At 36.2% G+C, this 26,861-nt stretch carries 24 protein-coding genes; 18 read left to right on the plus strand and 6 right to left on the minus strand.

Features of this window, described 5'->3' with window-relative positions; all coding sequences use genetic code 11:
• The first annotated feature begins 1 nt into the window (after nt 1).
• The 7 genes from ACODST_RS22945 (at nt 2) to ACODST_RS22975 (ending at nt 6,499) form a co-directional block, all read left to right on the plus strand.
• On the plus strand, nt 2-877 hold the full coding sequence (locus ACODST_RS22945; RefSeq protein ID WP_488934424.1) for an AraC family transcriptional regulator: 876 nt from the start codon (nt 2-4) through the stop codon (nt 875-877).
• 295 nt (nt 878-1,172) lie between these two features.
• Nucleotides 1,173-2,192, plus strand: coding sequence for a ferrochelatase (gene hemH, locus ACODST_RS22950; protein WP_488934425.1), 1,020 nt, complete (start codon nt 1,173-1,175; stop codon nt 2,190-2,192).
• Nucleotides 2,193-2,278: 86 nt separating this feature from the next.
• Nucleotides 2,279-2,827, plus strand: a complete 549-nt coding sequence (locus ACODST_RS22955; protein ID WP_488934426.1) for a CopD family protein — start codon at nt 2,279-2,281, stop codon at nt 2,825-2,827.
• A gap of 190 nt (nt 2,828-3,017) precedes the next feature.
• Entirely contained in the window at nt 3,018-4,433 is a 1,416-nt protein-coding gene (locus tag ACODST_RS22960; protein WP_488934446.1) for an ATP-binding protein, read from the plus strand.
• Between the two features lie 11 nt (nt 4,434-4,444).
• Nucleotides 4,445-5,227, plus strand: coding sequence for an enoyl-CoA hydratase/isomerase family protein (locus ACODST_RS22965; RefSeq protein WP_488934427.1), 783 nt, complete (start codon nt 4,445-4,447; stop codon nt 5,225-5,227).
• Nucleotides 5,228-5,398: 171 nt separating this feature from the next.
• Nucleotides 5,399-5,797, plus strand: coding sequence for a hypothetical protein (locus tag ACODST_RS22970; RefSeq protein WP_135223591.1), 399 nt, complete (start codon nt 5,399-5,401; stop codon nt 5,795-5,797).
• Between the two features lie 246 nt (nt 5,798-6,043).
• On the plus strand, nt 6,044-6,499 hold the full coding sequence (locus ACODST_RS22975) for a hypothetical protein (protein ID WP_488934428.1): 456 nt from the start codon (nt 6,044-6,046) through the stop codon (nt 6,497-6,499).
• A 204-nt stretch (nt 6,500-6,703) separates the two neighbouring features.
• Here ACODST_RS22975 and ACODST_RS22980 read toward each other — a convergent pair whose 3' ends face one another.
• The 3 genes from ACODST_RS22980 to ACODST_RS22990 form a co-directional block, all read right to left on the minus strand.
• The gene (locus ACODST_RS22980) at nt 6,704-7,357 is read right to left on the minus strand and encodes a metal-dependent transcriptional regulator (protein WP_488934429.1); all 654 of its coding nucleotides are present in this window, start codon (nt 7,355-7,357) and stop codon (nt 6,704-6,706) included.
• A 105-nt stretch (nt 7,358-7,462) separates the two neighbouring features.
• Nucleotides 7,463-9,331 carry an Nramp family divalent metal transporter gene (locus tag ACODST_RS22985; protein WP_488934430.1) on the minus strand — a complete coding sequence of 623 codons (1,869 nt, stop codon included), beginning with the start codon at nt 9,329-9,331 and terminating at the stop codon, nt 7,463-7,465.
• A 74-nt stretch (nt 9,332-9,405) separates the two neighbouring features.
• Nucleotides 9,406-9,798 carry a Fur family transcriptional regulator gene (locus ACODST_RS22990; protein WP_488934431.1) on the minus strand — a complete coding sequence of 131 codons (393 nt, stop codon included), beginning with the start codon at nt 9,796-9,798 and terminating at the stop codon, nt 9,406-9,408.
• Between the two features lie 94 nt (nt 9,799-9,892).
• Here ACODST_RS22990 and ACODST_RS22995 point away from each other — a divergent pair, with 94 nt between their 5' ends.
• From ACODST_RS22995 to ACODST_RS23030, 8 genes are all read left to right on the plus strand, one after another.
• On the plus strand, nt 9,893-10,246 hold the full coding sequence (locus tag ACODST_RS22995) for a MerC domain-containing protein (protein ID WP_488934432.1): 354 nt from the start codon (nt 9,893-9,895) through the stop codon (nt 10,244-10,246).
• Nucleotides 10,243-11,448, plus strand: a complete 1,206-nt coding sequence (locus tag ACODST_RS23000) for a GTP-binding protein (RefSeq protein WP_488934433.1) — start codon at nt 10,243-10,245, stop codon at nt 11,446-11,448. The genes ACODST_RS22995 and ACODST_RS23000 overlap by 4 nt, the downstream gene beginning before the upstream one ends.
• 12 nt (nt 11,449-11,460) lie before the next feature.
• Nucleotides 11,461-12,375 (plus strand): NAD(P)/FAD-dependent oxidoreductase, encoded by a 915-nt coding sequence (locus ACODST_RS23005; RefSeq protein ID WP_488934434.1) that lies wholly within the window; start codon nt 11,461-11,463, stop codon nt 12,373-12,375.
• A 187-nt stretch (nt 12,376-12,562) separates the two neighbouring features.
• A complete protein-coding gene (locus ACODST_RS23010) occupies nt 12,563-14,815 on the plus strand; it encodes a TonB-dependent receptor (protein ID WP_488934435.1) in 2,253 nt (750 codons plus the stop codon).
• Between the two features lie 137 nt (nt 14,816-14,952).
• Nucleotides 14,953-15,417, plus strand: coding sequence for a thioredoxin family protein (locus ACODST_RS23015; RefSeq protein WP_488934436.1), 465 nt, complete (start codon nt 14,953-14,955; stop codon nt 15,415-15,417).
• An 18-nt stretch (nt 15,418-15,435) separates the two neighbouring features.
• A complete protein-coding gene (locus ACODST_RS23020) occupies nt 15,436-16,608 on the plus strand; it encodes a lycopene cyclase family protein (protein ID WP_488934447.1) in 1,173 nt (390 codons plus the stop codon).
• Nucleotides 16,609-16,625: 17 nt separating this feature from the next.
• A complete protein-coding gene (locus tag ACODST_RS23025; protein WP_488934437.1) occupies nt 16,626-17,423 on the plus strand; it encodes a tetratricopeptide repeat protein in 798 nt (265 codons plus the stop codon).
• A gap of 184 nt (nt 17,424-17,607) precedes the next feature.
• Nucleotides 17,608-18,018: a BrxA/BrxB family bacilliredoxin gene (locus ACODST_RS23030; RefSeq protein ID WP_488934438.1), complete on the plus strand. Its 411-nt coding sequence runs from the start codon at nt 17,608-17,610 to the stop codon at nt 18,016-18,018.
• A 406-nt stretch (nt 18,019-18,424) separates the two neighbouring features.
• On the opposite strand, the gene ACODST_RS23035 is transcribed toward ACODST_RS23030, so the two are convergent.
• From ACODST_RS23035 to ACODST_RS23045, 3 genes are read right to left on the minus strand one after another with little or no spacing between them, the layout of a single operon-like run.
• The gene (locus ACODST_RS23035) at nt 18,425-19,792 is read right to left on the minus strand and encodes an efflux transporter outer membrane subunit (RefSeq protein WP_488934439.1); all 1,368 of its coding nucleotides are present in this window, start codon (nt 19,790-19,792) and stop codon (nt 18,425-18,427) included.
• Entirely contained in the window at nt 19,789-22,935 is a 3,147-nt protein-coding gene (locus ACODST_RS23040; protein WP_488934440.1) for an efflux RND transporter permease subunit, read from the minus strand. Before ACODST_RS23040 ends, ACODST_RS23035 begins: the two co-directional genes overlap by 4 nt.
• Nucleotides 22,936-22,938: 3 nt before the next feature.
• The gene (locus ACODST_RS23045) at nt 22,939-24,093 is read right to left on the minus strand and encodes an efflux RND transporter periplasmic adaptor subunit (RefSeq protein ID WP_488934441.1); all 1,155 of its coding nucleotides are present in this window, start codon (nt 24,091-24,093) and stop codon (nt 22,939-22,941) included.
• Between the two features lie 274 nt (nt 24,094-24,367).
• On the opposite strand from ACODST_RS23045, the gene trhO reads away from it, so the two are divergent.
• The 3 genes from trhO (at nt 24,368) to tnpA (ending at nt 26,762) form a co-directional block, all read left to right on the plus strand.
• Nucleotides 24,368-25,726 carry an oxygen-dependent tRNA uridine(34) hydroxylase TrhO gene (gene trhO / locus ACODST_RS23050; protein ID WP_488934442.1) on the plus strand — a complete coding sequence of 453 codons (1,359 nt, stop codon included), beginning with the start codon at nt 24,368-24,370 and terminating at the stop codon, nt 25,724-25,726.
• 8 nt (nt 25,727-25,734) lie between these two features.
• Nucleotides 25,735-26,220, plus strand: coding sequence for a hypothetical protein (locus ACODST_RS23055; protein WP_488934443.1), 486 nt, complete (start codon nt 25,735-25,737; stop codon nt 26,218-26,220).
• A gap of 107 nt (nt 26,221-26,327) precedes the next feature.
• The gene (gene tnpA / locus ACODST_RS23060) at nt 26,328-26,762 is read left to right on the plus strand and encodes an IS200/IS605 family transposase (RefSeq protein ID WP_488934444.1); all 435 of its coding nucleotides are present in this window, start codon (nt 26,328-26,330) and stop codon (nt 26,760-26,762) included.
• Nucleotides 26,763-26,861: the final 99 nt, after the last annotated feature.

Genomic DNA, 26,861 nt, shown 5'->3' on the forward strand with positions numbered 1-26,861 from the left:
TATGAGTTCTCAGGAAGTTATAAAAATTGAAGACGACTTTACGCTGATTCGTTTTCAAAACGATGGTTCTGAACCTTTTTATGCACAGCACGAAATAGTAGGTACGGGCCTGATACAGTTTCACTTTGGAATAAAAGGCAAGGCCAGATTTTTATTCAATCAGGGTAATTATGCTTTAGAATTGAAAGAAGAAAAATCACTGCTGTTGTATAACCCTCAGAAAGAATTACCGCTGAATTTAGAACTGGCTCCAAACTCGTGGGCGATTTCGGTAATTGTATCGATCAAAAAATTTCATGCGTTATTTTCTGCAGAAGCCGATTATATTACTTTTTTAAGTCCTGATAATAAGGATAAAAAGTATTATAACGAAGGAAATATTAGTCCGTCAATGGCTATTGTGCTCAGTCAGTTGTTTCACTACAATCTTCATCCATCGATTAAAAATCTTTATTATAAAGGAAAAGGATATGAATTGTTGAGTCTGTACTTCAACAGAACCGAAGACCCAAATGCAGAACAATGTCCGTTTTTAATTGACGAAGACAATGTCTTGAAAATCAGAAAAGCAAAAGAAATTGTAATTGCTAATATGGCCGAACCGCCAGGATTGCAAGAACTCGCAGATGAAATTGGTCTGAATTTGAAAAAACTAAAAATGGGCTTCAAACAAATTTATGGCGATACGGTTTACGGTTTCTTGTTCGATTATAAAATGGATTTTGCCAGAAAACTTTTGGACAGCGGTTCTTATAATGTAAACGAAGTAGGATTGAAAATTGGTTACAGCACAGGAAGTCATTTCATTGCCGCGTTCAAGAAAAAATTCGGAACAACACCAAAAAAATATTTGATGTCGATTAATGCGAATGTTTAATTTTTTAGCCACGACCTGAGCGATAGCGAACAGGGAAGCAATTCACGAATTAATCTGCAAAAATTTGCTTTAATCTGTGTAAATCTGCGTAAAAAAATTTCTCGAATTAGCAAAAATAAAAATCTGCTATATCTGCAGAATCTGAGAGAGAAATTGATTTTCGATATTCCACAATAATAAAAAAGTAATAAATATCATATTCCAATAAAGTATCATGAAATACTTTTGCCGAAATTTTTAAAAACAAACAAAAGCTTAAAGCCTAATGCTTAAAGCCTAAAGCAAAAAAACAATAATGAAAGGCGCACTTTTAATAAACTTAGGATCACCAGACAGTCCAACACCAAAAGATGTAAAACCCTATTTAGATGAATTTTTAATGGATAAATACGTAATCGACGTTCCGTATTTATTGAGAGCATTATTGGTTCGTGGAATTATTTTAAGAAAAAGACCAGAAGAATCGGCACACGCGTATGCAAAAATCTGGTGGGAGGAAGGTTCTCCGTTAATTGTTCTTTCTGAAAGAATGCACAAAAAAGTACAGCCTTTATCAAATGTTCCGGTTGCGCTTGCCATGCGTTACGGTTCTATGACAATCGAAAAAGGTTTGCAGGAATTAAGCGATCAGGGCGTTACCGAAGTTTTACTTTTTCCGCTTTATCCACAATATGCGATGGCTTCGACTTTGACGATTTTAGTTTTGGCAGAAGAAATCCGTAAGAAGAAATTCCCTCATATGAAGTTTTCAGATGTTCCGGCTTTTTACAACAAACCGGATTATATCAAAAATGTAGCAGATTCTATTAAAAAGAATTTGGCAGGTTTTGATTACGATCAACTCGTGTTTTCGTATCACGGAATTCCGGAGCGTCACGTTCGTAAAACAGACAAAACGAAATCGCATAAAAAGTTTGTAACCAACGAAATGTGCTGTGAAGTAGGAACTCCGGAAGCTGAATTCTGTTACAGAACGCATTGCTACGAAACTACACGTTTAGTAGTTGAGCAATTAGGAATACCAAAAGACAAATACTGCGTTACTTTTCAATCGAGATTGGCCGGAGACAAATGGCTTGAACCTTATACAGATGTTGAGATAGACAACATGCCCAAAAGAGGAATCAAGAAAATTGCAGTTGTAACTCCCGCTTTTGTTACGGATTGTTTAGAAACTTTAGAAGAAATCGCCATGCGCGCCAAAGAAGATTTTGAAGCAAATGGAGGAGAAGAGTTCTTGGCAATTCCTTGTTTGAATGATGATGATGAATGGTGCCAGACGGTTTCTAACTGGATTAACGATTGGGCGAAATAAATTTTAGTTTCAGGTTTAAAGTTTCATGTTTTTCTCAAAGTTGATTAACCTGAAACCTGAAACCTGAAACCTGAAACAAAATAATAATGGAATATTATAATTACTTAAAATCACTACATCTTATTTTTGTAATTACCTGGTTTGCGGGGTTGTTTTATATTGTGCGTTTATTTGTTTATCAGATTGAAGCCAGTGAAAAACCTTCACCGGAAAAAGAAATTCTGCAGGCGCAGTACAAAATAATGACTTATCGTTTATGGTATATTATTACCTGGCCGTCGGCGGTTTTGGCGAGTATTTTTGCTTTTTGGATGCTGTTTTTTACAGAAGCAGGTCACATTTGGATAAAAATGCCGTGGATGCACGTGAAATTATGTTTTGTTTTCCTTTTGTATTTGTACCATGGAAAATGCCATCAGATTTTTAAGCAGCTGCAAAGAGACGAGGTAAAATATTCGAATAATTTTATGCGTTTATGGAACGAAGGCGCCACGATTATTTTGTTTGCTGTTGTATTTTTAGTAGTTTTAAAAAGTGCCATCAACTGGATTTTCGGCGTAATCGGAATTATTTTATTTTCGGTTTTAATTATGCTGGGATTTAGGTTTTACAAACGAATTAGAGAGAGAAAATAGTTGGCAGTGGTCAGTTTTTAGTGATCAGTTTACAATCATTGTCTTTTAAATTTTATATGTTTTATAACTTTAAAACAAAGTTACACGTTTGCAAAATAACTGAACACTAACAATCTGAACACTGAATACTAAAATTATGCTAAACTTCAAAATGTCAATGCTTTCCCTTCGTACCAGGATTTTCCTGTCGATGATTGTATTAATTGTTGTGGCATCTTTTTTATTGGCTTCCATTTCTATTATTCAGTTTAAAACGGAGGCCAAAGAATACCATCAGGAACGGTTGGAACGAAAAGAAAATGCGGTAAAAGAGCATATCAATTATGTTCTGGCGACTACAACTTATCCGTTAAAAACGCAGAATCTGGATTTGATTTTCAAAGATAAAATCCATGAACTGGCCCAGATTCACAAAATCGAAATCAATATTTACAGTCTGGACGGGAAACTGCTTAAATCTTCCAAAGAATCTTTTGCAGTTGATAAAATCGCTCCGCCAATTCCGGAATATATTTTAAAACTGGTTCGTTCCTCAATCGAAAAACGTTTTGTAGACATTAAAACGATTGACGGGGTCAAGAACCGATCCTCCTACAGTTTAATAAAAGACGAAAAATTCAAACCGCTCGGAATTTTAAACCTTCCGTATTTAGAAGACGACGGTTATTATGATAACGAGCTGAATACTTTCCTGATTCGTCTGAGTCAGGTTTATTCATTTATGCTGATTGTGGCTTTTGCTTTGGCTTATTTTCTTTCAACTTATATCACAAAATCATTAAAAACCATTTCCGATCGTTTGGAAGAAACGAATCTGGATCAGAAAAACGAAAAAATTGTTCTGGAGGCGAACAGTAAAGAAGTCAACTTCCTGATCAAAGCCTATAACGGAATGGTGGACAAACTTGAAATCAGTGCCATAAAATTAGCGCAAAGTGAACGGGAGGAAGCCTGGCGCGAAATGGCCAAACAAGTCGCGCACGAAATTAAAAATCCATTAACGCCAATGCGTCTGACGGTTCAGAGTTTCCAGAGAAAGTTCGATCCTAATGATCCGGATGTGAAACAGAAGATGAATGATTATTCTGAAACCTTAATTCAGCAGATTGATACTATGACGTCTGTAGCTTCGGCATTTTCGAACTTTGCATCGATGCCGGCTCAGCAAAATGAAACGCTGAATGTGGTTGAAGTGGTTGAATTGGCTTTGGATATTTTTAACGAAGATTATATTGTTTTCGAAAAAGAGGAAGAAGAAATCATTTCCAAAATGGACCGTACGCAATTGATACGTGTCATTACCAATTTGGTTAAAAATGCCACTCAGGCCATTCCGGAAAGTCAGTTCCAGAAATCAATAATAGTTTCGGTAAAAAGAAGAAATAACAATGTCGAAATCGCGGTAAAAGACAACGGAATCGGAATTCAAAAACAAGATATCGGAAGAATCTTCGAACCCAAATTTACGACCAAAACAAGCGGTATGGGACTTGGACTGGGAATTATCAAAAACATCATCGAAAATTACAAAGGAACAATTACCTTTGAATCAACTTACGGAAAAGGAACTACTTTCAGGGTTTCTTTACCTATCACAAACTCATAAAATCAGCCGTCATGAACTACGAAAATATCTTAATTTCTATCGAAGAAAAAGTTGCTGCGATTACAATTAACAGACCAACAAAATTAAATGCTTTAAACAAAGCCACAATTAGTGATCTGAGTAATGCCATTCAATCATTAGCTCAAAACGACGACGTTCGTGTTATTGTTTTAACCGGAAGTGGAGAGAAAGCTTTTGTGGCCGGAGCCGATATTTCGGAGTTTGCCAATTATACTGTTGTGGAAGGTGCACAATTAGCTGCTGAAGGACAAGAGTCTTTATTTGACTTTATCGAAAATCTTAAAAAACCGGTTATCGCGGCCGTTAACGGTTTTGCGCTTGGCGGCGGACTGGAACTGGCTATGGCCTGTCATTTTAGAATTGCTTCGGATAATGCCAAAATGGGATTGCCGGAAGTTACTTTAGGATTGATTCCGGGTTACGGAGGAACACAGCGTCTGCCGCAATTAATTGGAAAAGGCCGTGCCATGGAAATGATCATGACCGCAGCCATGATTACTGCCGAACAGGCAAAAGACTACGGTTTAGTTAATTATGTGGTACCGCAGGAAGAATTATTGTCGTTTACCAACGTAATCGCTCAGAAAATCATTAAAAATGCACCATTTGCAATTGGAAAAGCGATAAAAGCCATCAATGCCAATTTCAAAGACGGCAAAAATGGTTTCGATACCGAAATCAAATCATTCGGAGAATGTTTCGGAACACAGGATTTTAAAGAAGGAACAACAGCCTTTTTAGAAAAACGTAAAGCTGAATTTACAGGGAAATAAATTTTTTTCTTAACCGCAAAGGTCGCAAAGATTTACGCAAGGTTCGCAAAGTTTTTAATTTTCCTTGTGTCCTTTGCGAAAAAACTTTGCGACCTTTGCGGTTAAATAATAGACAAAGATTGTAAAAACCTTAGAATCTCAGCATCTCAGAACCTTAGCACCTTAAAAAAAATGTACGAACCAATATTTGCCCTTTTTTGTGAACGCGTTAAAGAAAGCATCCAAAACGGAACTTTCGCCAAACTTACTTTGGCTAAAACGATGGGCGATACCGAAATTAAAAACATCTATTTTCGTTTGGTTCTCAACGAAGACAATACTTTTTCTATTTCCCTGACATCACGTTACAAAACAGAAGAAATCGAAAGCATTCATACTTTAGATGAAGCTTTATTAATTTTAGGAACTTATATCAAAAAACCATTTTTAACCGCACTTTTGTTTACAACAGATAATGATGTTACTTTCAAAGTAAATAAAAAGAACGCCGGAAGTATTATTGAACAGCCGCCGACATTTAAAAATGCTTCTCCGGTTATGCTGGAAATGATTGAGAAGGGAATTGTTTAGTTTTTCAGGAGCTTAATCCCGCTATCCGCTTTATCTTTTCCCGGCTAAAGAAACTGGAAAAAGGATGCCGCTTCTATCGGGGCTGAGTTGTATTCTGTAGAAAGTACAGCATTCAAAAGAGTCATCGTTTTATTCTTTTTTGCGGATCGATTTTAAGTCTTTCAAATAATGTTAAAGTTACATTTAACCCCTTAAGTGTAAGAAAAATACGTTATTTTAGCCGAAATTTTTTAAAGATAATTTCAGATGAATGTTTACAGAGTATCAGACCGGTTGAAAGCTTTTATTTTCTTTTTTTCATTAATGCAGATAATAACCTTTAGCAGTTTATTGTTAATTCCTTTTCTCTCTTTGCCAGAGAATTCAAGTGCTTCAAAATTATACAGCTTTTGCTGTTCTTCTATTTATCTCAATGGTTTAATCATGCTGTTGATTCTTGCCGCTATCATTTTGGGAGTACTTTTACTGGTGAATGCTTTTAAAAGAAGAGTTATTTTTACCAGTGATGCTATTATTTCAAAAGATGTCTTTACTACCAGGAAATTAACTTTTACTGAAATCAAAGGGTATATGATTAAGCGTTCTATGCTTTATATCATTACAGAATCGAATAATAAAAAGCGTATTAATCTTTTCAGTCTTGACAGGACCGATAACCTGATCCGCAATTTAGAAATACGGTTTACCAATCTCGATTTTTAATAAGTGCAGAAAATCTGTTTTAAACAATTCAGTATTCCATATTTGTTGTGATTTATAAAATTAAAAAAGAGCGACTTAATCGCTCTTTTTTGTATCCCGCAGTTGACGGGATTATCAGTTATAAACAGGGATTCGTAAAAGAATGGTTAGCTAACCCCTTTAAGTCTTAGTGTATCCTTTAGAAATCTCTGAGGGATAAAAGCGCTAAACCAGCTTTACAAATAAATTAGAGGCAATTTTATTTGAAATAGATAATTCGATACCGTTTACCTTAATCTTTAACGATAAATCGAAAGATTCTTTAGAAATAAATTCAATTTTAGAACCTAAAGCAATTCCTTGTTTATCCAAATATTTCAAGAACTCAGAAGAAGTATCTTTTACACCAACACAAACTCCGGTTTGATTGTCTGATAATTCAGAAAGCAGCTGTTTTTCAATTTTAATAATTCGGCCGTTAGCGTCCGGAATTGGATCTCCGTGCGGGTCTTCGGTTGGATTTCCAAGAAAATCATCCAGTCGGTTAATCAATTGTTCCGATTTGATATGTTCTAATTGTTCCGCAATGTCATGAACTTCGTCCCAGCTGAAATTTAATTTTTCCACCAAAAACACTTCCCATAAACGATGTTTTCTCACAATCATTTTGGCAGCCAGTTTTCCGTTTTCAGTCAAAGAAACACCTTGATACTTTTTATAATTTACCAAATCTTTCTCCGCCAGTTTTTTAAGCATATCTGTAACCGAGGAAGCTTTGGTTTCCATAATTTCGGCGATAGCATTAGTACTTACTTCAGTTTCTGATGCTGCTGTAAGATGATAGATCGATTTAAGGTAGTTTTCTTCTGAAAAGGTCATTTTTTTTTGAGGTTCTAAGGTTCTGAGATGCTGAGGTTCTAAGTTTTCTATTTAAGCTTTTTAATAAAAACCTTAAAATCTTAGTTCCTTAGCATCTCAGCACCTTTATTTAACAATCAACAAAGGTATTGAAATTTTATGTCTCAATTTGTCTACCGTTGTGCCGAAAAGAATATCTTTTAGTCCAGTATGGCCGTGGGTTCCCATAACAAGAATGTCGAAGCTGCCACTGTTAATGATTTCCGGAATTATTTTAGCTGGTTTGCCAAAACCAAGTTCTGTTTCAATCTTAAATCCTTTTTTAGAAAGCATTTCTTTGTATTTCAATAACAACTTTTCATCAATCGTAGTTTCGTGATCGTGAACATGAATACCATACATTAAAGCTCCAACCGTTTCTACAATGTGAATAAGAGTATATTCGGCGTCCATTCCACCCAGTTCCAGCGCTTTGTTTAAGGCAGCTTCATCTGCTTTTGAAAAGTCTACAGAAACGGCTATGCTTTTAATGGTCTGACTTTCTTTAGGCGTAAAATGAAGTTTCAGATTGTGCGGAGAATGATTGATCGCTTTTAGTTTTGCTTTGGCAATAAAAGGTTTAAAAACAATGTATAATAATAACCCTAAGAATCCAAATGCAAGAGGAACCACCGTAAACCAAAGAATTACAGGATGATTCGAACCTTCTAACCAGGAAGTGATTTCATCATAAACCAGTTTCGCATTTAATGATACTATGATTGAAGCAATAATCCAGGAAAGAACCTGAGTAGTTTTAGAAATGTGAAAACCTTTCATTTTCGATTTATCGCTCACAAAATGGATAAGCGGAATAATGGCAAATCCCAATTGGAGACTTAAAATAACCTGACTTAAAATCAAAAGCTTTCCGGTAACACTCTCTCCATAAATCCAAATTACGATTAAAGCTGGTACAATAGCAATTAAACGGGTTATAATACGACGAACCCAAGGCTGGATTCTTAGATGTAAATAACCCTCCATAACAATCTGCCCGGCAAGTGTTCCGGTAACCGTTGAACTTTGTCCGGCAGCTATTAAGGCAACTGCAAATAAGATCGGCGCCCATTTGGTTCCCAGTAACGGTTCCAGAAACTGATGTGCATCCTGAATTTCAGCAACTTCAAACATTCCGTTTTTATGAAAAGTCGCGGCAGCAAGAATTAGAATGGCAGCATTTACGAAAAAAGCCAGGTTTAATGCGATGGTAGAATCGATCAAATTGTACTTAAGAGCCTGTTTGATTCCAGCCGGGCTTCGGTCAAATTTTCTGGTTTGTACCAAAGACGAGTGAAGATAAAGATTGTGAGGCATTACGGTTGCCCCAATAATTCCGATTGCAATGTATAAAGCGGCAGAGTTTGGAATAGAAGGAACCAATCCGGCAATTATTTTAGAGACTTCCGGTTCTGCGAAAATCATCTCAAAAATGAATGAAAAACCAATTATCGCAACCAAAGCAATGATAAAAGCTTCCATTTTACGGATTCCTTTATTGATCAGGAATAATAGAATGAAAGTGTCTAAAACGGTAATCAAAACACCTTCGAAAAGCGGAATTCCAAAAAGCAGGTTAATCCCGATTGCCATTCCGAGAACTTCGGCCAAATCACAGGCGGCAATGGCAATTTCGGCAAGAAAGTATAAAATATAGTTAATATATTTTGAATAGGTTTCCCTGGAAGCCTGCGCTAAATCACGCTGTGTTACAATTCCGAGACGTGCACTCAAACTCTGTAAAAGGAGTGCCATTAAGTTGCTCATTAATAAAACCCAGACTAAAGTGTAGCCAAATTGGCTTCCGCCGGCAATATCAGTTGCCCAGTTTCCCGGATCCATATAACCAACGCTTACTAAATAGGCAGGGCCTAAAAAGGCTAATATTTTTCTGAAACCTGTTTTTTTATGTTCTGTAGAAACCGATTCGTGGACTTCTTCTAAAGATTTACTCATTGTAAATATATTGTTTTCACAAATATATAGAAAAATGATATTCGCGGAACAATATTTTTAGGCGAGTCTAAAATTTATATGTTAGAATTCAAACATTTTGGACACAATCCAGATAGTGTAAAGTTTATTTCTTTTACTTTATAGTTATGAGGCATAATATAACTTGGTTTTACATTTTCGAGACAGGTAATTTCATGACAGTTTTCACAGCTGAAATGTGCATGATTATGAATGTGTACTTTTTGATGGGAATGATTGCATTTTGCATATTTTACCGTTCCGTCCAGGTTGGAGATTTTATGAATAATATCGTCGTTTACCAAGCGATCCAAAATACGATAAATTGTAACACGATCACAGATATCATGAAGCTGCTTTTGAATTTCAGAATGGGAAAGGGCTGTTTTCGATTTCTCAAAAACCTCTAAAACGGCCGTCTTTGCTGTAGTGTTACGTGTAGTTTTCATTTTTTTTAAAATTAAAAAAATTAACGCAACTTTGTTGCGGTTGAATTTTATGTGTATATTTGCAACAAAATTGCATTAAGTAAAAGTACATGAAATGAAGAAAATAACGACATCCTTTTACGATATTTTAGGAATTTCAAGCGCAACGATTTGTCTCGTTCATTGTTTGATTTTTCCACTTTTAACGATTCTTCCTTTAGGGCTGAGTCACAATCCAATCATCGATTTACTATTTGCTTCAACAGGTTTGTTAGCAATTTTCAAAATTACGAAAAAATCAACTCTTTTGGTTTCGTCGATTTTGATTGTTTCTATGAGTCTGATTTGGATCAGTATTTTGACCGATTTATTCTTAGAGATTCATCTGGATCTGATTTATTTTGGCGGCATCGGAATGATTATCGGGCATTTGATTAATTATAAAAATCATAAAACTACACACAAATGAAAAAATTGCCTGTTACGGTGTTAAGCGGATTTCTTGGAGCAGGAAAAACTACGCTTCTGAATCATATTCTTCATAATAAAGAAGGATTGAAAGTAGCCATAATCGTTAACGACATGAGCGAAGTTAATATTGATGCGCAACTTGTAAAAAATCAAAATACGCTTTCCAGAACCGAAGAGAAACTAGTTGAAATGACTAACGGCTGCATTTGCTGTACTTTGCGCGAGGACTTAATGGTTGAGGTAGAAAGATTAGCGAAGGAAAATAGGTTTGATTATTTACTTATCGAAAGTACAGGAATTAGCGAACCTATACCTGTCGCCCAGACTTTTTCGTTTGTAAATGAAGATGCCAGTATTGATTTATCCAGATTTAGCTATATCGATACGATGGTTACTGTTGTGGATAGTTTTAACTTTTTTAAAGATTTTGGTTCGGCTAAAACCCTGCAGGAACAAAATTTGTCAGATATAGACAACGATATCAGGACGATAGTGAATCTTTTGGTCGATCAGGTCGAATTTGCCAATGTTATTGTTTTAAATAAAACCGATCTTATTGATCCCGAATCATTACAAACACTGAAAGCCTCAATTCAGAAATTGAATCCTGTGGCGAAAATAATCACTTCGGTTTTAGGAAAAGTAAATCCGAACGAGATTATAAACACCGGATTATTCAATTATGAAGAAGCCGAAAGTGCCGCTGGCTGGATTAGAGAGTTAGAAGGAATTCATACACCAGAAACAGAGGAATACGGAATCAATTCTTTTGTATTCAGAGATTCAAGACCCTTTCATCCCCATCGATTATGGAATTTTATTACTTCAGATTTTCCAGAGAATATCCTTAGAAGTAAAGGTTTATTGTGGATGGCATCCCGGCCGGAACAGGCAATTAACTGGAGTCAGGCCGGAGGTTCAATGAAGGCCGAAGGAGCAGGAGTCTGGTGGGCGAGTATGCCGTTAAGTGAACGGATGACATTTAATAATTTTGTTGAATTTCAGGATATTATAGAAGAACGCTGGACGGCTAATTTTGGAGACCGACTCAACGAGCTTGTTTTTATTGGTCAGAAAATAAAGGAGATGGAAATTCTCAATGAACTTAGAAAATGCCTTTGTACAGAAGATGAAATTACAGATTATCATGGAGGTTTGTTTCCCAAAAATGATCTTTTTCCAATATCAAGAACATCTTAAATATTTAAAACAATGAAAGACAATAATACCTATGACGTGATTATCATTGGCGGAAGCTACAGCGGATTATCTGCTGCAATGAGTTTAGGACGTTCGCTGCGCCAGGTTTTGGTTATCGACAGTGGTCTTCCCTGTAACAGACAAACACCGCATTCTCATAATTTCATTACACAAGACGGTGAAAAGCCCGCAGTGATTTCGGCGAAAGCCAAATTGCAGGTTGACCTTTATAAAACAGTCCATTTTGTTAACGGACTTGCTGTAAAAGCGGTTAAGAAAGAAAATGGATTTGAAGTAACTACGGAATCAGGCGAGGTTTTTACTTCAAGAAAAATATTGTTTGCAACCGGAGTTAAAGATTTACTTCCAGGAATTAAAGGTTTCGCAGACTGTTGGGGAATTTCTGTTTTACATTGTCCGTATTGTCATGGTTATGAAGTTAAAAACGAGAAAACTGCTATTATTGCTAACGGAGAGATGGGGTTCGAATATGCTAAACTGATTTCGAACTGGACAAAAGATCTTAGATTATGCACCAATGGAAAATCAGAACTGACTTTGGAGCAGATCAAAACTTTAAAAAATCATGGCGTTCAGATTTTTGAAGAAGAAATAGAATCTTTTGAACATAAAGATGGATATATTCAGAATATAGTTTTCAAAAATCAGCAAAAAGTTGAAGTAAAAGCTGTTTATGCCAGACCGCCTTTCGAACAGCATTGTCCAATTCCTGAAGCTCTAGGCTGTGAACTCAACGAACAAAGTTTGGTAAAAGTTGATGTTATGCAAAAAACAAATGTAACGGGAGTTTTTGCAAGTGGAGACTGTACAACTCCTATGCGATCTGTTGCGATTGCGGTTTCTGCAGGTTCTTTTGCTGGAGCGGTTATCAATAAAGAACTTATCGACGAAGATTACACAAAGTGAAAAATAAACCATATAAGTTATATAAGTTCATTTAAAGCGTGGCTTAATTTTCTTATATAACTTATATGGTTTTAAATAAAAACAAAATTCTAACATATTGAATTCAATCCGTTTGAAAATTTTTGTTTTCAGAATCATTATTTGTCAAATTTAATTTTTAGTTTTGTCTAAATTTAATTTTAAAACAATGAAATATTTATTTTTGACAATATTAATAATTTCAACAAAAAGCATTTACTCGCAAAATATATCAGGAAAAATAACGACAAATAGTCCTGTTTTACAGGAAATTGATATTCGTTTATTAAATACAAACTTTAGAACTCAAGCAGATTCTATTGGTAATTATCAGTTAGAAAATATTCCAGAAGGAACATATAAAATTGCGGTAACCTCGACTGGATTCAAACCTTTGACCCAAAAAATAACGGTATCAGAAAATCAGAATCTCAATCTGGATTTTGAATTAAAAGAAGATCAGAACGAACTAAACGAAGTAGTGGTTTCAGGAACCTTAAAACCTGTAAAGCGTTTAGAAAGTGCCGTTCCGGTTGAGGTATATTCTCCTGTTTTCTTCAAAAAAAATCCAACGCCGAGTATTTATGATGCATTACAAAATATAAACGGTGTTCGTCCGCAGTTGAATTGTGGTGTCTGCAATACGGGAGATATTCATATCAATGGGTTGGAAGGCCCATATACTTTGGTAATGATTGATGGAATGCCCATTGTAAGCAGTCTTTCGACGGTTTACGGTTTATCCGGAATTCCAAACTCTTTGGTGGAACGAATAGAAATTGTAAAAGGTCCTGCTTCGTCTCTTTACGGAAGTGAGGCTGTTGGCGGTTTAATCAATATTATTACCAAAAATCCGACCAATGCACCAGTGTTTTCTGCGGATTATTTTACCACAACTTATCTGGAAAATAATCTTGATTTGGGAATGAAGTTCAATGTGGGTAAAAAGGCGACTTCTCTTTTAGGAATCAACTATTTCAATTATGATCAGGTCGTTGATAAAGACAACGACAATTTTACCGATGTAACACTTTCTGACCGAGTTTCGGTTTTTAATAAATGGAGTTTTCAGCGCAATCATAATCGGCTTTTTACAATAGCAGCGCGCGGAATGTATGAAGATCGTTGGGGAGGAGACAGTCGCTGGGAGAAAAAATATAGAGGTGGAGACGAAATTTACGGAGAAAGCATTTACACCAAACGAGCCGAATTAATTGGAAGTTATCAATTGCCATTCGAAGAAAAACTGATGCTTTCTTTCTCTGGAAATGTACATTATCAGGACAGCCGTTATGGAACCACTTCGTATATAGCCAATCAAAAAATTGGTTTCCTGCAATTGACTTGGGATAAAAAAATAGGAAGAAATGATCTTCTCGCAGGAATTGCAAGCCGATATACGTATTATGACGACAATACGCCCGCAACAAATGAAGCTGAAAAAACCTGGCTTCCAGGAATTTTTGTTCAGGACGAAATAACCTTTTCTCCAAAAAGTCAGGTTTTGCTGGGAGCGAGATACGATTATAACTCCATTCATGGTTCGATATTTACGCCAAGATTTGCTTATCGTTTCAAAGCCAATGAAAACGCTATTTTTAGATTGAATGCAGGAACTGGGTTTAGAGTTGTGAATTTATTTACTGAAGATCACGCTGCTTTGACGGGTTCTAGAGATGTAGTCATTCAAAATGATTTAAAACCAGAGAAATCGGTAAATGTGAATTTGAATTATATTCAGAAAATCAACTTTGGCAACGGAACCTTTATGGGAATCGAAACAACCGCTTTTTATACCAGATTCAGCAATAAGATTGTGACAGATTACGAAACGGATCCAAATAAAATTATTTATGATAATATTGATGGTTATGCTTTAAGTCAGGGAATAAGCACTAATGTAGATTTAAATTTTACGAATGGTTTGAAATTTATTTTGGGAGCAACGGTTTTAGACAATAAAAATGTGGAAGACGGAATTTCGGAAAGACCTTTTTTAACCGAAAGATTTACCGGAACCTGGAGTATTTCATATAAAATAGAGCCTTGGCATTTATTGCTGGATTATACGGGAAATGTGTATAGTCCGATGAAACTGCCTTTGCTGAACGAGTACGATCCCAGAAATCCAAATTCGCCATGGTACAGCATTCAGAATATTCAGTTTACGTTTACGGGTTGGAAGAACTTTGAATTGTATGGAGGAGTCAAAAACTTGTTGAACTTTACCCCAAAACAGAATAATCCGTTTTTGATTTCGAGAACCAACGATCCTTTTGATAAAAATGTGCAATACGATTCAAACGGAAAAGTTATGGTTACGCCTGATAATCCATACGGTTTGACTTTTGATACAACGTATGTTTATGGGCAGAATCAAACGATTCGAGGGTTTATTGGATTGCGATATACTTTGAGGTGATATTTTTGATAGCCACGAATTCACGAATTTGCAGTAAATCTTTCTCAAAAAAAATAGTGTAAATTCGTGAATTCGTGGCGAAAAAATCTGCACAAATCAATAATTCATTTTAATCTGTGGCAAAAACATAAAAAACAATGAAAAAGCTATTTCTATTTATTTTCTTCTTCGGGATTTCAGCAACCGGTTTTGGTCAGCTGAAAAGCTACTCTTTTGAAGAAATAGACAGCTTACAGCAAATTCAAAAACGAAAAATCATTGTTTTTATCCATACCGACTGGTGTCAGTTTTGTCAAAGAATGAAAACCACCACTTTCAGAAACAAAGAAATCATTGAAAAGCTCAACTCAGATTTCTATTTCATTGATTTTAATGCTGAGGAAAAACGAGATATTGCTTTTAATAATCAGGTTTTTAAATACAAACCTTCGGGAAATAATGTTGGGGTTCATGAACTGGCTTTACAACTTGGAACAATCAATAATCAAATTGTCTATCCCGTTTTATGTGTTTTGAACGAGAAAAATGAAATCATCTTTCAATACAGTAACTATTTAAACTCAAAAGATTTTAAAATTCTATTAGATAAATTGAAAGGGTAAATTTTCTTATTTTTGAGAATGAATTCTTCGCAGATCAAACATTTCAATTACATTTTTACTGGAACCGGACTGGCATCCTTAATGACAGTTTATAAAATGATTTTGTCCGGAAAGTTTTCCGAGTATTCTATTTTACTGGTAGATCAGGATTCAAAAAAAAACAATGACAGAACCTGGTGTTTTTGGGCTAAAGAAGAATTGGTCTGGGAACCGGTTATTTCCAAAAAATGGGACCTGGCTCTTTTTGCAGATAAAGAATTTAAACAAGATCTGGAATTAAAACCCTATACTTATAATCAAATCAACGGAATAGATTTTTATAATTTCGTTTTTGATACTATTAACAGACAGCCCAATATTACTTTTTCGAATGAGAAAGTAACCAATATCAATGAACTTGAAACACATGTTTTTGTGGGTACAGAAGAAAACCGATATACCTGCGACTATTTATTCAACAGTATTTATACCAGGACTTTTGCCGAAAGTCAGACGAAATATCCTGTTTTACAGCAGCATTTTGTGGGATGGTTTGTAAAAACGGAATCAGAAGTTTTTAATTCAGATGAAGTTACTTTTATGGATTTTTCGATCGCACAGAAAGGCAATACAAGATTTATGTATGTTCTGCCAATTTCCAAAACAGAAGCTTTGGTTGAATATACTCTATTTTCGGAAAAACTGTTCCCGAAAGAAGAGTACGAAAATGAAATTCAAATTTATCTGGAGAAACTTGGCGCAAGCCAATATCAAATTCTCGAAAAAGAGGAAGGAAGTATCCCTATGACCTGTTATCCTTTTTGGGAAAAAAATACCAAACGGGTTTTAAATATTGGAACTGCTGGCGGTTGGACAAAAGCCAGTACAGGTTATACATTTAAAAACTCAGATAAAAAATCTTCGCAGCTGGTTGAATTTATTCAGCAGGATCATGTCAACATGAAAGACTTTTATCAAAAAAAACGTTTTTGGTTTTACGACTTGCTGCTTTTGGATATTTTGTATCGTTATAACCAATCAGGAAGTTCCATTTTCTCTTCTTTATTCAGAAAGGGAAATACAAAATTGATATTTAAGTTCTTAGATGAAGAAACTACTTTTTCAGAAGATGTTAAAGTTATTTTAAAGTGCCCAAAAATTCCATTTTTAAAAGCGTTATTTAGAGTGATTTTTCTTTCAAATAAAATATAAATCAAAAAGCATAACCATTGAAAACTATTACTTTATTATTTAGTTTCTTTTTTACTCTTTTGTCCTTTGGACAAGTTTCCACCAATAAAGCTCATGATGCCATTGTTTCAGAATATTTGACAAATTGTGCAGAAAAGCATAATTACATTATTGAAATGACTGAATGGCAAAGTTGTCTTGATGAAGGTCTGAAAAAAGACAGTACTGTTGCTTATTTATGGCAGCAAAAAGCAATGCCGTATTTCAAATGCAAAAAGTATGAAGTCGGAATGCCTTTTTTAGATAAAGCTGTTTTATATGATAAGAAAGAGTGGCTTCCTTATCGAGGTTTCATGAAATGTATATTCTCTAAAAATTACAAAGAAGCAATTCTTGATTTGGAAGAATGCATCAAGCTCTATGGTAATAACTACAGAATGGATCATACCTATAGTTTTTATATTGCACTTTGTTATTTACAGCTTAACGAATATCAGAAAGCAGAAAAACTTTTGGATGATTATGTAAATGATATTTACAAAAACCGACAGCAATTGGAGCACCCTACGGCTTATTTTTATCAGGCGATTGCAAAGTATGAACTAAAAAAATGGGATGAAGCAATTGCGATTTTTGATAAAGCATTAAAAATCTATCCTGAATTTTCGGATGCTAAGTTTTATAAAGCAGTTTGCTGGCTGAAACAGGGAAAATCTAAGGAAGAGGTAATGGCTTTAATCAAAATTGCCCGACAAGATTTTGATAAGGGTTTTTCGATTAATGAAGACAATACATTTTATGAAACGTACCCATACCAAATGAAGTTTGGTAAATAAAGTCTGAGTTTATTGTAATACAAATAGCGTTTTTAGGATCTAATTTAGACTTTCTGGCTTGCGACTTTCTAACTTTAGACGAAATCAATCGAACTATAACAAAACTTTATACTTCAAATTAACGAGTTGCGGGTAAACTTTGTAACTTTGCAGTTCAGAAGTAAAATTTAAAAAAGACAAGAATATGTATCCACTAGATATGGTAAAACCAATGGAAGCTGAATTAACAGCTGCCGGGTTTCAAGATTTACATAGTGCTGAAGCTGTTGAGAATGCGATCAAAGCTGAAGGTACCACTTTAGTTGTTGTGAACTCTGTTTGCGGATGCGCTGCAAGAAATGCACGTCCTGGAGCAAAAATGAGTTTAACAGGAGCTAAAAAACCAGATCACCTTGTAACAGTTTTCGCTGGTGTTGACAAAGAAGCAGTTGATGCTGCAAGACAACACATGTTTCCTTTTCCTCCATCATCGCCATCTATGGCTTTGTTCAAAAACGGAGAATTAGTTCACATGTTAGAGCGTCATCACATCGAAGGCCGTCCAGCTGAAATGATTGCTGAGAATCTGCAGGATGCGTTTAACGAGTTTTGTTAATTTTCTAAGGTGCTAAGGTTCTGAGATGCTAAGATTCTAAGGTTTTTAGGTTCAAAGTGTCAAAGATACAGAGGTACAAAGATTTAAAAAGGGTTGTTTCAATTTTGAAACAACCCTTTTTCATTTCGTAAATGTTCCGTAGGAATGTTTCATCGGTAGAAAATTTGTGTGTTTCCATTGTTTTACGTTCCGTAGGAACGTTTGTTTTTTGATATTGTTTTTTAATAATTTTTATAATCGGATAATATCAAACGTTCCTACGGAACGTAAATGTGGCGATTGCGATTTTTTTTCTACCGACGAAACATTCCTACGGAATGATTACATGATGTAAAAAAGCGATGCTTTTATTAAGAATTCCGGGAAACCTTTGTCCCTTTGCCTCTCTGTCCCTTTGCCTCTCAAACTAGAAACTCCATCCTCCGCCGAGCGCTTTGTACAACTGTACCATAGAACTCAATTGTTTCTGAGTTAACTGCGAAAGACTTAATTGCGCTTCAAACAACGATCTTTGTGCGTCCAAAACTTCTAAGTAGGAAACGTAACCATTGTAATATCTCGCATTAGACAAATCATAGTTTTTTTGTGCAGCAACGACTTGTCGGTTTCTGGCGGTCCATTCTTCTTTGAACATGGCGGTGTTTTGAAGTGAGTTTTCCACTTCTGCAATGGCAGTCAAATAGGTTTTCTGGAAATTGAACTTCATTTCTTCTGCTAATTTTCTGTTGTAATCTACACGGCGTTTGTTTTTTCCGAAATTAAAAATAGGGCCGGTAATGCCGCCGCCCGCATTTTGGATATAAGAACCATCATTAAATAAATCACTAATCATAATGTTGGTAAAACCTGCAATTGCCGAAATATTAAAAGACGGATATCGCATCGCTTGCACTACGCCAATTCTTTCAAACGAAGCTTTATACAAATATTCCTGACGTTTGACATCGGGTCTGTTTTCTAATAAAGCGGATGGAACCGAAGTTGGAAATTCAGCCAGAATTAATAATTCACTGTTGGTTTTTCCTCTTGGAATCGCTTGCGGAACTTGTCCAATCAAAACTGAAATAGCATTTTCTAAAGCCGTAATTTGTCTTTTGATCAACGGAATATTCGCTTCGGCAATGGCGACCTGCTGCTCGATTTGTACTTTATCCAATTCGGCAACATAACCACTTATAAAGCGCTCGTTGATAATATCGTATGCTTTTTGTCTGGTTTCTAAAGTATGAATGGTGATTTCTAATTGATTGTCAAAATCACGCAATTCAAAATAAGAAATGGCGATATTGCTGACGATTGTGGACAAAACAACTTTTCTCGCTTCATCAGTTGCTAGAAGTTCATTTTGCAATGCTACTTTCTGATGACGGTATTTTCCCCAAAAATCCAATTCCCAGGACATATTGGCCAATGCTGCTGAAGGCCATTGGAAAGTCTGTGCACTATTAACCTGACCTGAATATTGAAAAGACGGATATAAATCGGCTTTTGCCATTCCGAGATTTGCCTGAACTTGTTCTAAACGGGCAATGGCAATTTTAAGATCGTAATTGTTCTGAATTCCTTTTTCGATTAAACCAATCAAGACATCATCGTTAAATAGCGATGACCATTTTATAGTAGTAACCGATTTGGTAGTATCAGCAGGTTGATTACTATATCGAAAAGAATTTGCCTGAGGCTGTTCTGGTTGGGCATATTTTGGTCCGACCATACATCCGTAAGGAAAAACAGCTATCAAAAAGAGCGCTAAAAGTATCTTTAGAGTTTTCATTGTTCTTCTGTTTTAGGTTCATCGGTTTCCTCGGTTTTTTTCTTTCCGAATGTTTCAATAAAAACAAATAAGACGGGAATCAAACAAACACCCAGAATAGTCGCCACGAGCATTCCGCTGAATACGGTCATTCCCATAACTTTTCGGGCTTGAGCTCCGGCACCGGTAGCAGTTAGCAAAGGAACAACTCCCAAAATGAAAGCAAAAGCCGTCATCAAAATAGGACGGAAGCGAAGTTTTGCAGCATACAAAGCAGCGTCTTTCGCCGACATTCCTTTTTCATATTCCTCTTTGGCAAATTCTACAATCAGAATCGCATTTTTCGCCGCCAGTCCAATTAACATTACCAATCCGATTTGGGCAAAAACGTTGTTTACATAATCAGGACTGAGTAATCGACAGATGTATAAGCCGAGAAAAGCTCCAAAAACGGCAAAAGGCGTTCCGAGTAAAACGCTGAAAGGCAGTTTCCAGCTTTCATATTGCGCGGCGAGAATTAGAAACACAAAAAGCAGTGCCATGAGAAAAACGGTATTTCCTTTTCCTTCGGCTTGTTTTTCCTGATAACTCATGTTCGCCCATTCGTAACCCATACCTGCAGGAAGTACTTTTTCAGCAGTTTCCTGTAAAGCAGTCATGGCTTGCGCCGAAGTAAAACCGGGAGCAGGAGTTCCGCCAATTTCGGCTGCACGATACAAATTGAAACGGGTTGTAAACTCTGGTCCGCTCACTTTTCGGATTGTGGCTATACTTGTGATCGGAATCATTTTGTTGTCTTTGCTCCGAACAAATATCTTATTTATGTCTTCGGGATTTACAGTATAACTCGGATCGGCCTGAAGCAATACGATATACTGTCGTCCGAATTTGTTGAACTCGTTAATATATTGTCCTCCTAAACTGGCTCCAATGGCAAGATTTACATCAGATAATGAAAGATTCAATTCTGTTACTTTTTCCCGATCGATGTCCAAGCTAATCTGCGGTACATTCGGATTAAATGTCGTTCGAATTGTTCCAATTTCGGGTCTCTTTTTGGCTTCGGCCATAAATTGCTGTGCGTTTGCAAAAAGGTACTCTGGTGTATTTCCTTCCCGATCCTGAAGCATCATCGAGAATCCGGCCGCGTTTCCAATTCCGGTAATGGGCGGAGGGCCAAAGGCGAAGACTGTTGCTTCGGGAATTCCGAAAACCACTTTTCCGTTGACTTCTTTTAGAATTTGAAAAACGTCTTGTTCGCGTTCTTTCCATTCTTTTAAGGCAACGAAGAAAAATCCATTGTTGGTGGCGACGGAGTTTTTGATTAAACTAAATCCGGCAACCGAAGTATAATATTCAACTCCCTTATTTTGAGAAAGAATATGCTCTACTTTCTGAATGACTTTTCCCGTTCTTTCTAAAGATGAAGCGCCGGGAAGTTCAATATTCACAAACATATATCCCTGATCCTCTTCGGGTACAAAACCGCCCGGAATTCTTCCTCCAAGCAGAATAATTGCCCCAACAACTATTCCGATAAAGATTAAGCTTCGGGCAGTTTTTTTAATTAGAAAACCAGAAAATCCGGTGTATCTGTTAGTGAAAGCTCCAAATTTTTTATTAAACCATTCAAAGAATTTTCCGAGCCAGCCTTTTGCTTCCTGATTGGGTTTTAATAAAAGAGAGCATAAAGCTGGACTTAAAGTTAAAGCACTTAAGGCAGAGAAAATCACCGATATAGCAATTGTAATAGCAAATTGCTGATACAATCTTCCCGTAATTCCAGGCGTTAAAGCTACCGGAATAAATACGGCGGTTAATACGATCGCAATCGCAATTACAGGCCCAGAAACTTCTTTCATCGCCTGATTGGTAGCTTCTCGCGGAGACATTCCTTGTTCGATATGATGCATTACAGCTTCAACCACCACAATGGCATCGTCGACGACAATTCCGATGGCCAATACTAATCCTAAAAGAGAAAGTACATTTATGGAAAATCCGAGTAATGGAAAAAGCATAAAAACCCCAATAAGTGAAACGGGAACTGTTAGAAGCGGAATTAAAGTCGCACGCCAGTTCTGCAAAAAGATAAAAACCACGATAATTACCAGAATAATCGCTTCGACCAAAGTGTGCATGATTTCGTTGATACCTTCAGAAATGGCGAGAGTCGTATCTAATGAAACACGGTATTTCAAATCCTGCGGAAATCTCTTGCTGAGTCTTTCAATCGTATTTTTTACATTTTCAGCAACTTCGAGTGCATTCGAACCTGGCATTTGTTTGATTCCGATTGTTCCGGCAGGATTTCCGTTTAATTTGGCAATCGAAGCATAACTTTCGGTTCCTAAGGTTACCGTTCCAATATCTTTTAAACGTACTTGCTGATTGCTGATATTTGATTTTAAAATGATATTTTCAAAATCTTCCGGATTGACCAAACGGTCTTTCAGCATTACGTTATAAGTAAACTCATTATTTTCAGTTGCCGGCGGAGCGCCAAATTTTCCTCCAGGTGCAATGGCGTTTTGATCCTGAATCGATCGTATAATATCGGGAACGGTCAAATTGTATTTCGCCATGATATCGGGCTTGACCCAAATTCGCATCGCATAATTACTTCCTCCATAAAGGGTAACTTCTCCAACTCCCTTAATACGTGCCAAAGCATCTACAATGTTGATGTTGGCATAATTGGTCAGGAAGTTCCCGTCGAACGTTTTGTTGGGAGAATACAAGGATAAAATCAGCATGGGCATGGAGAGCGACTTTTTGGTCGTAACTCCCGTCGTCTTCACGTCGTTTGGAAGTTTGTTGGTCGCTTCGTTAACACGGTTCTGGGTCAGCATGGTGGCATTATCCAGATCGGTTCCCATGTCGAAGGTTATGTTAAGCGTCATACTTCCATCACCCGTATTGGTGGACTGCATGTAAAGCATGTTTTCAACTCCGTTTACCTTTTGCTCGATTGGCGTGGCAACAGCCTGTTCCACATTTAAGGCATTGGCACCACGATAACTCGTTGAAACTTGTACCAAAGGCGGTGCAATTTCAGGATATTGGGCAATAGGAGTAGAAAGGACGGAAAGACCTCCAATTAAAACAATAAAAATGGAGAGAACAATAGCTACGATTGGTCTGCGTACAAAGAAATTATCCATATCCTAGTTGTTTAGAGATGATGCAATCTGCTTTTTATCTTTGTCGGCTACATAAGGAACCGGAACAACTGTCGATCCGGGCTGAATAAACTGATTCCCAATAATGGCTACTTTTTCGTCGGGTTTTAAACCTTTGGTGATGATCCAATCGACACCAATTTTCTGACCGACTTCGACCATTCGGGTTTGAATTGTGTTTTTATTGTCTATGATGGAAACCTGAAAAAGTCCCTGAATTTCGGTTACGGCTTTTTGAGGAACTACGATAGCGTCTTTTTGAGTTCGCAGTAAAACACGAACTTTTGCAAATTGTCCAGATCTTAAAGTGCCGTCTGGATTAGGAAATTGTGCTTCGATGGTTACCGTTCCGGTTGTGGGATCTATTTTGGTATCGGAGAAATTTAAAGAACCTTTGTACGGATGTGTGCTTCCGTCAGAAAGAATTAAAGCAAGATCGGTAATTCGTTCTCCGGCTTTGACTTGTTTTTGATAACGAAGATAATCAGCTTCACTTACTGTAAACTGAACTCTGACTTTTTCCAGTTTGGAAACTGTGTTTAGTTTAGAATCATTTCCAATTCGAGTAATATAATCACCTAATCGGGCATTCGAAAGTCCGATAACGCCATCAATAGGAGATCTAATATCGCAATAACTTCGTTCAATCTGCTGATTTCTTAAACTGGCCTGAACGCTGTTTAAGTTGGAACGTGCCGCTTTGTCTTTCGCTACAGCCGCATCTAATTCTCTTTTACTCACTGCATTCATATCGGCAAGAGGACGAATTCGTTTTAATTCTTCTTCGGCATTTACTAAATTGCTTTGAGCACCAGCAACTTGTCCTCGAACCTGCTCTACTTTAGTATCATATTCTAGCGGGTCAATGGTATACAAAAGCTGGCCTTTTTTGACTCTCTGACCTTCTTTAAAATGAATTCCTGTCAGAATACCATCAACCCTGGCGATTAATTCAATGTCTAAATCTCCAAAAGTCTGCCCAGCAAAATCTTTGTAAATGGGGACATCTTCACTCTTGACGGTGACAAAAGGTGCCTGCATTGGAGGCGGCGCCTTGGGTTGTTCTTTTTTGCAGGAAATAATTAAGGTTAAAAGAAAGAAGAGGGGAAGGATTGGTTTTGGTAGTTTTAAAGCATTCATAATCATAAATGTTAAAATTGTACCACATAAATTTAAGTAAAATTTGTAACGAATTGATAAACAGCAGTTGTTTTTTATTAATGCAACAAAATTGCAAGCATAAAGTTTAGCAAAGCAATTAAATTTAAATGAACTTATATCCCTTATATGGTTTCAAAAATCAGCCATTTTTATAGTTTTTAAAATTGAAAAGAAAGACTTACCTTTGCGCCCGAATTTATTCCATTTAATAGATTCGTAATTCATTTATTCTTAACTTAAAACTGTTTATAGCATGCAACTGTATAACACTTTAAGCGCAGAAGAAAGAGCCATCATGATCGATGATGCGGGTAAACAACGACTAACGTTGTCTTTCTATGCGTATGCCAAAATTCAAGATCCACAAAAATTTCGTAACGATTTATTCATTGCCTGGAATGCGCTAGATGCATTGGGAAGGATTTATGTCGCTACTGAAGGAATTAATGCTCAAATGAGTGTTCCTGCCGAAAATTTTGAAGCTTTTAGAGAAACTTTGGAAGCTTACGATTTCATGAAAGACATACGATTGAATGTTGCCGTAGAACAAGACGATCATTCCTTTTTAAAATTGACTATCAAAGTGCGTCATAAAATCGTTGCTGACGGTTTAAACGATGATACTTTTGATGTTACTAATATTGGTGTTCACTTAAAAGCCAAAGAATTTAATGAAATCCTTGATGATCCAAACACGATTGTAGTAGATTTTAGAAATCATTACGAAAGTGAAGTAGGACATTTTAAAGGGGCCATTACTCCGGATGTTGAAACTTTCAGAGAGAGTTTACCCATTATCAACGAACAGCTTAAAGATCACAAAGACGATAAAAACCTGGTAATGTATTGTACCGGAGGTATTCGTTGCGAGAAAGCAAGTGCTTATTTTAAACATCAAGGTTTCAAAAACGTTTATCAGTTGGAAGGCGGAATCATTAATTACGCTAAACAATTGAAAGAAGAAGGTTTGGAAAGCAAATTCATTGGTAAAAACTTCGTATTTGATAATCGTCTGGGCGAAAGAATTACAGATGATATTATTTCGCAATGCCACCAATGCGGAAAACCTTGCGACAATCACACCAACTGTGAAAATGATGGCTGTCATTTATTGTTTATTCAGTGCGATGACTGTAAAGCGGCAATGGAAAACTGCTGTTCTACAGAATGTCTTGAAATAATCCATATGCCTTTGGTGGATCAGGTTCGTTTGAGAACCGGGAAACAAGTTGGAAACAAAGTATTCAGAAAAGGAAAATCTGAGAACTTGAAATTCAAACACTCAGGTGAATTGCCAGAGACTGCTTTGGCTACAGCACAAAAGCAAGCTGATATTCGTCAGAAAATAAAAGTAAAGAAAGTACTTCTTGGAAAAGCGGAGCATTATTATGTAAAAGCTCAAGTGGGACAGTTTACAATAGAAAACCAGGAGTTAAACAGCGGTGATAAAATCTTAATTTCTGGCCCGACTACAGGAGATCAGGAGATGGTTTTGAATAGAATTATTGTTAATGGTGCAGAAGCTCAATCTGCTAAAATTGGTGATAAGGTTACTTTTGAGGTTCCTTTCAGAATTAGATTGTCTGACAAAATATACAAGATTTTAGAATAGTTTATCAATTGAGGATTAATCACAGAAAGTATATGTCTAGGATATTTTTAGTTTTATTTTTTACATGTTTTTCAGTAACAGCTCAACAGAATAAATTACCAGTTCCGACAAAATCTTTTATAGAAAAGATCAAGAATAAAGATAATCCCGAAGAGGAATATTTTACAAAGTATCTCGGCAAAAAATCGGAGCGGATCTTGAAACGGTTTAGTGAATCAAAAGATGTTTGCGCTAAAGAATTCGAATTTAAAACAGGAATCAAAATGAAAAGTGATTCCTGTTCTGAAACCGGTTCAGATGTTGAAATCGTTTTTTCTAACTATGCTAAAAGCGAAGTAATTAAATTTGTAGAGTGGTTTTTCAAAACAAATGATAATATTTGGAATAAGTCGAAAACCAAATATCAGCCAAAAGAAGATGGTGATGCTGGCTGTTATTTCGAAATCAGGAAATCTAAAAATAAAATAATTCTTAGTTATTACTGTGGTTGCTAAACCATTGAAACGATATTATCATCAAAAGCGACAAGTATAGTCTTAATTTTTTGTAGGATTAGTTTTTCAAATTTGTAAATTAGCAAAAATTTTATGCTGATTTATTTATGTCACAATCGTTCACCAAATTATGGATTCATGCTATTTGGGCAACCAAAAATCGTCAGGAACTAATTGATTATTCAATTGAGAAATATTTGTACGATTTTATTTGGCAGGAGTTGACGGAACTTGGATGTCCCGTTAGAATCATAAACGGAATGCCGGATCACGTGCATGTTTTATTTTTACAAAACCCACAAAAATCAATTTCAGACATTGTAAAGCAAATAAAAGGAAGTTCTTCTCATTTTATAAATCGAGGAGAATTTATCCTTGAAAAATTTGCGTGGCAAACAGGTTTTGGAGCCTTTTCTGTGAGTGAATCTCGGTTAGAAATTATTTACAATTACATTAAGAATCAAAAGAAACACCATCTTGAAAAAAATGGACAAGATGAATTTGACGAGATTGTAAGATTACATGGGTTTGAGGATAAATAATTGCTTGGCTCAACGATGCGTTTCCCGTGGTTAAAACCACGGGTTATATTTACAAACAGTACGCAAAGAAAAACATAGCCTGCGGTTTCAACCGCAGGA

Source organism: Flavobacterium sp. FG19 (assembly GCF_057809475.1).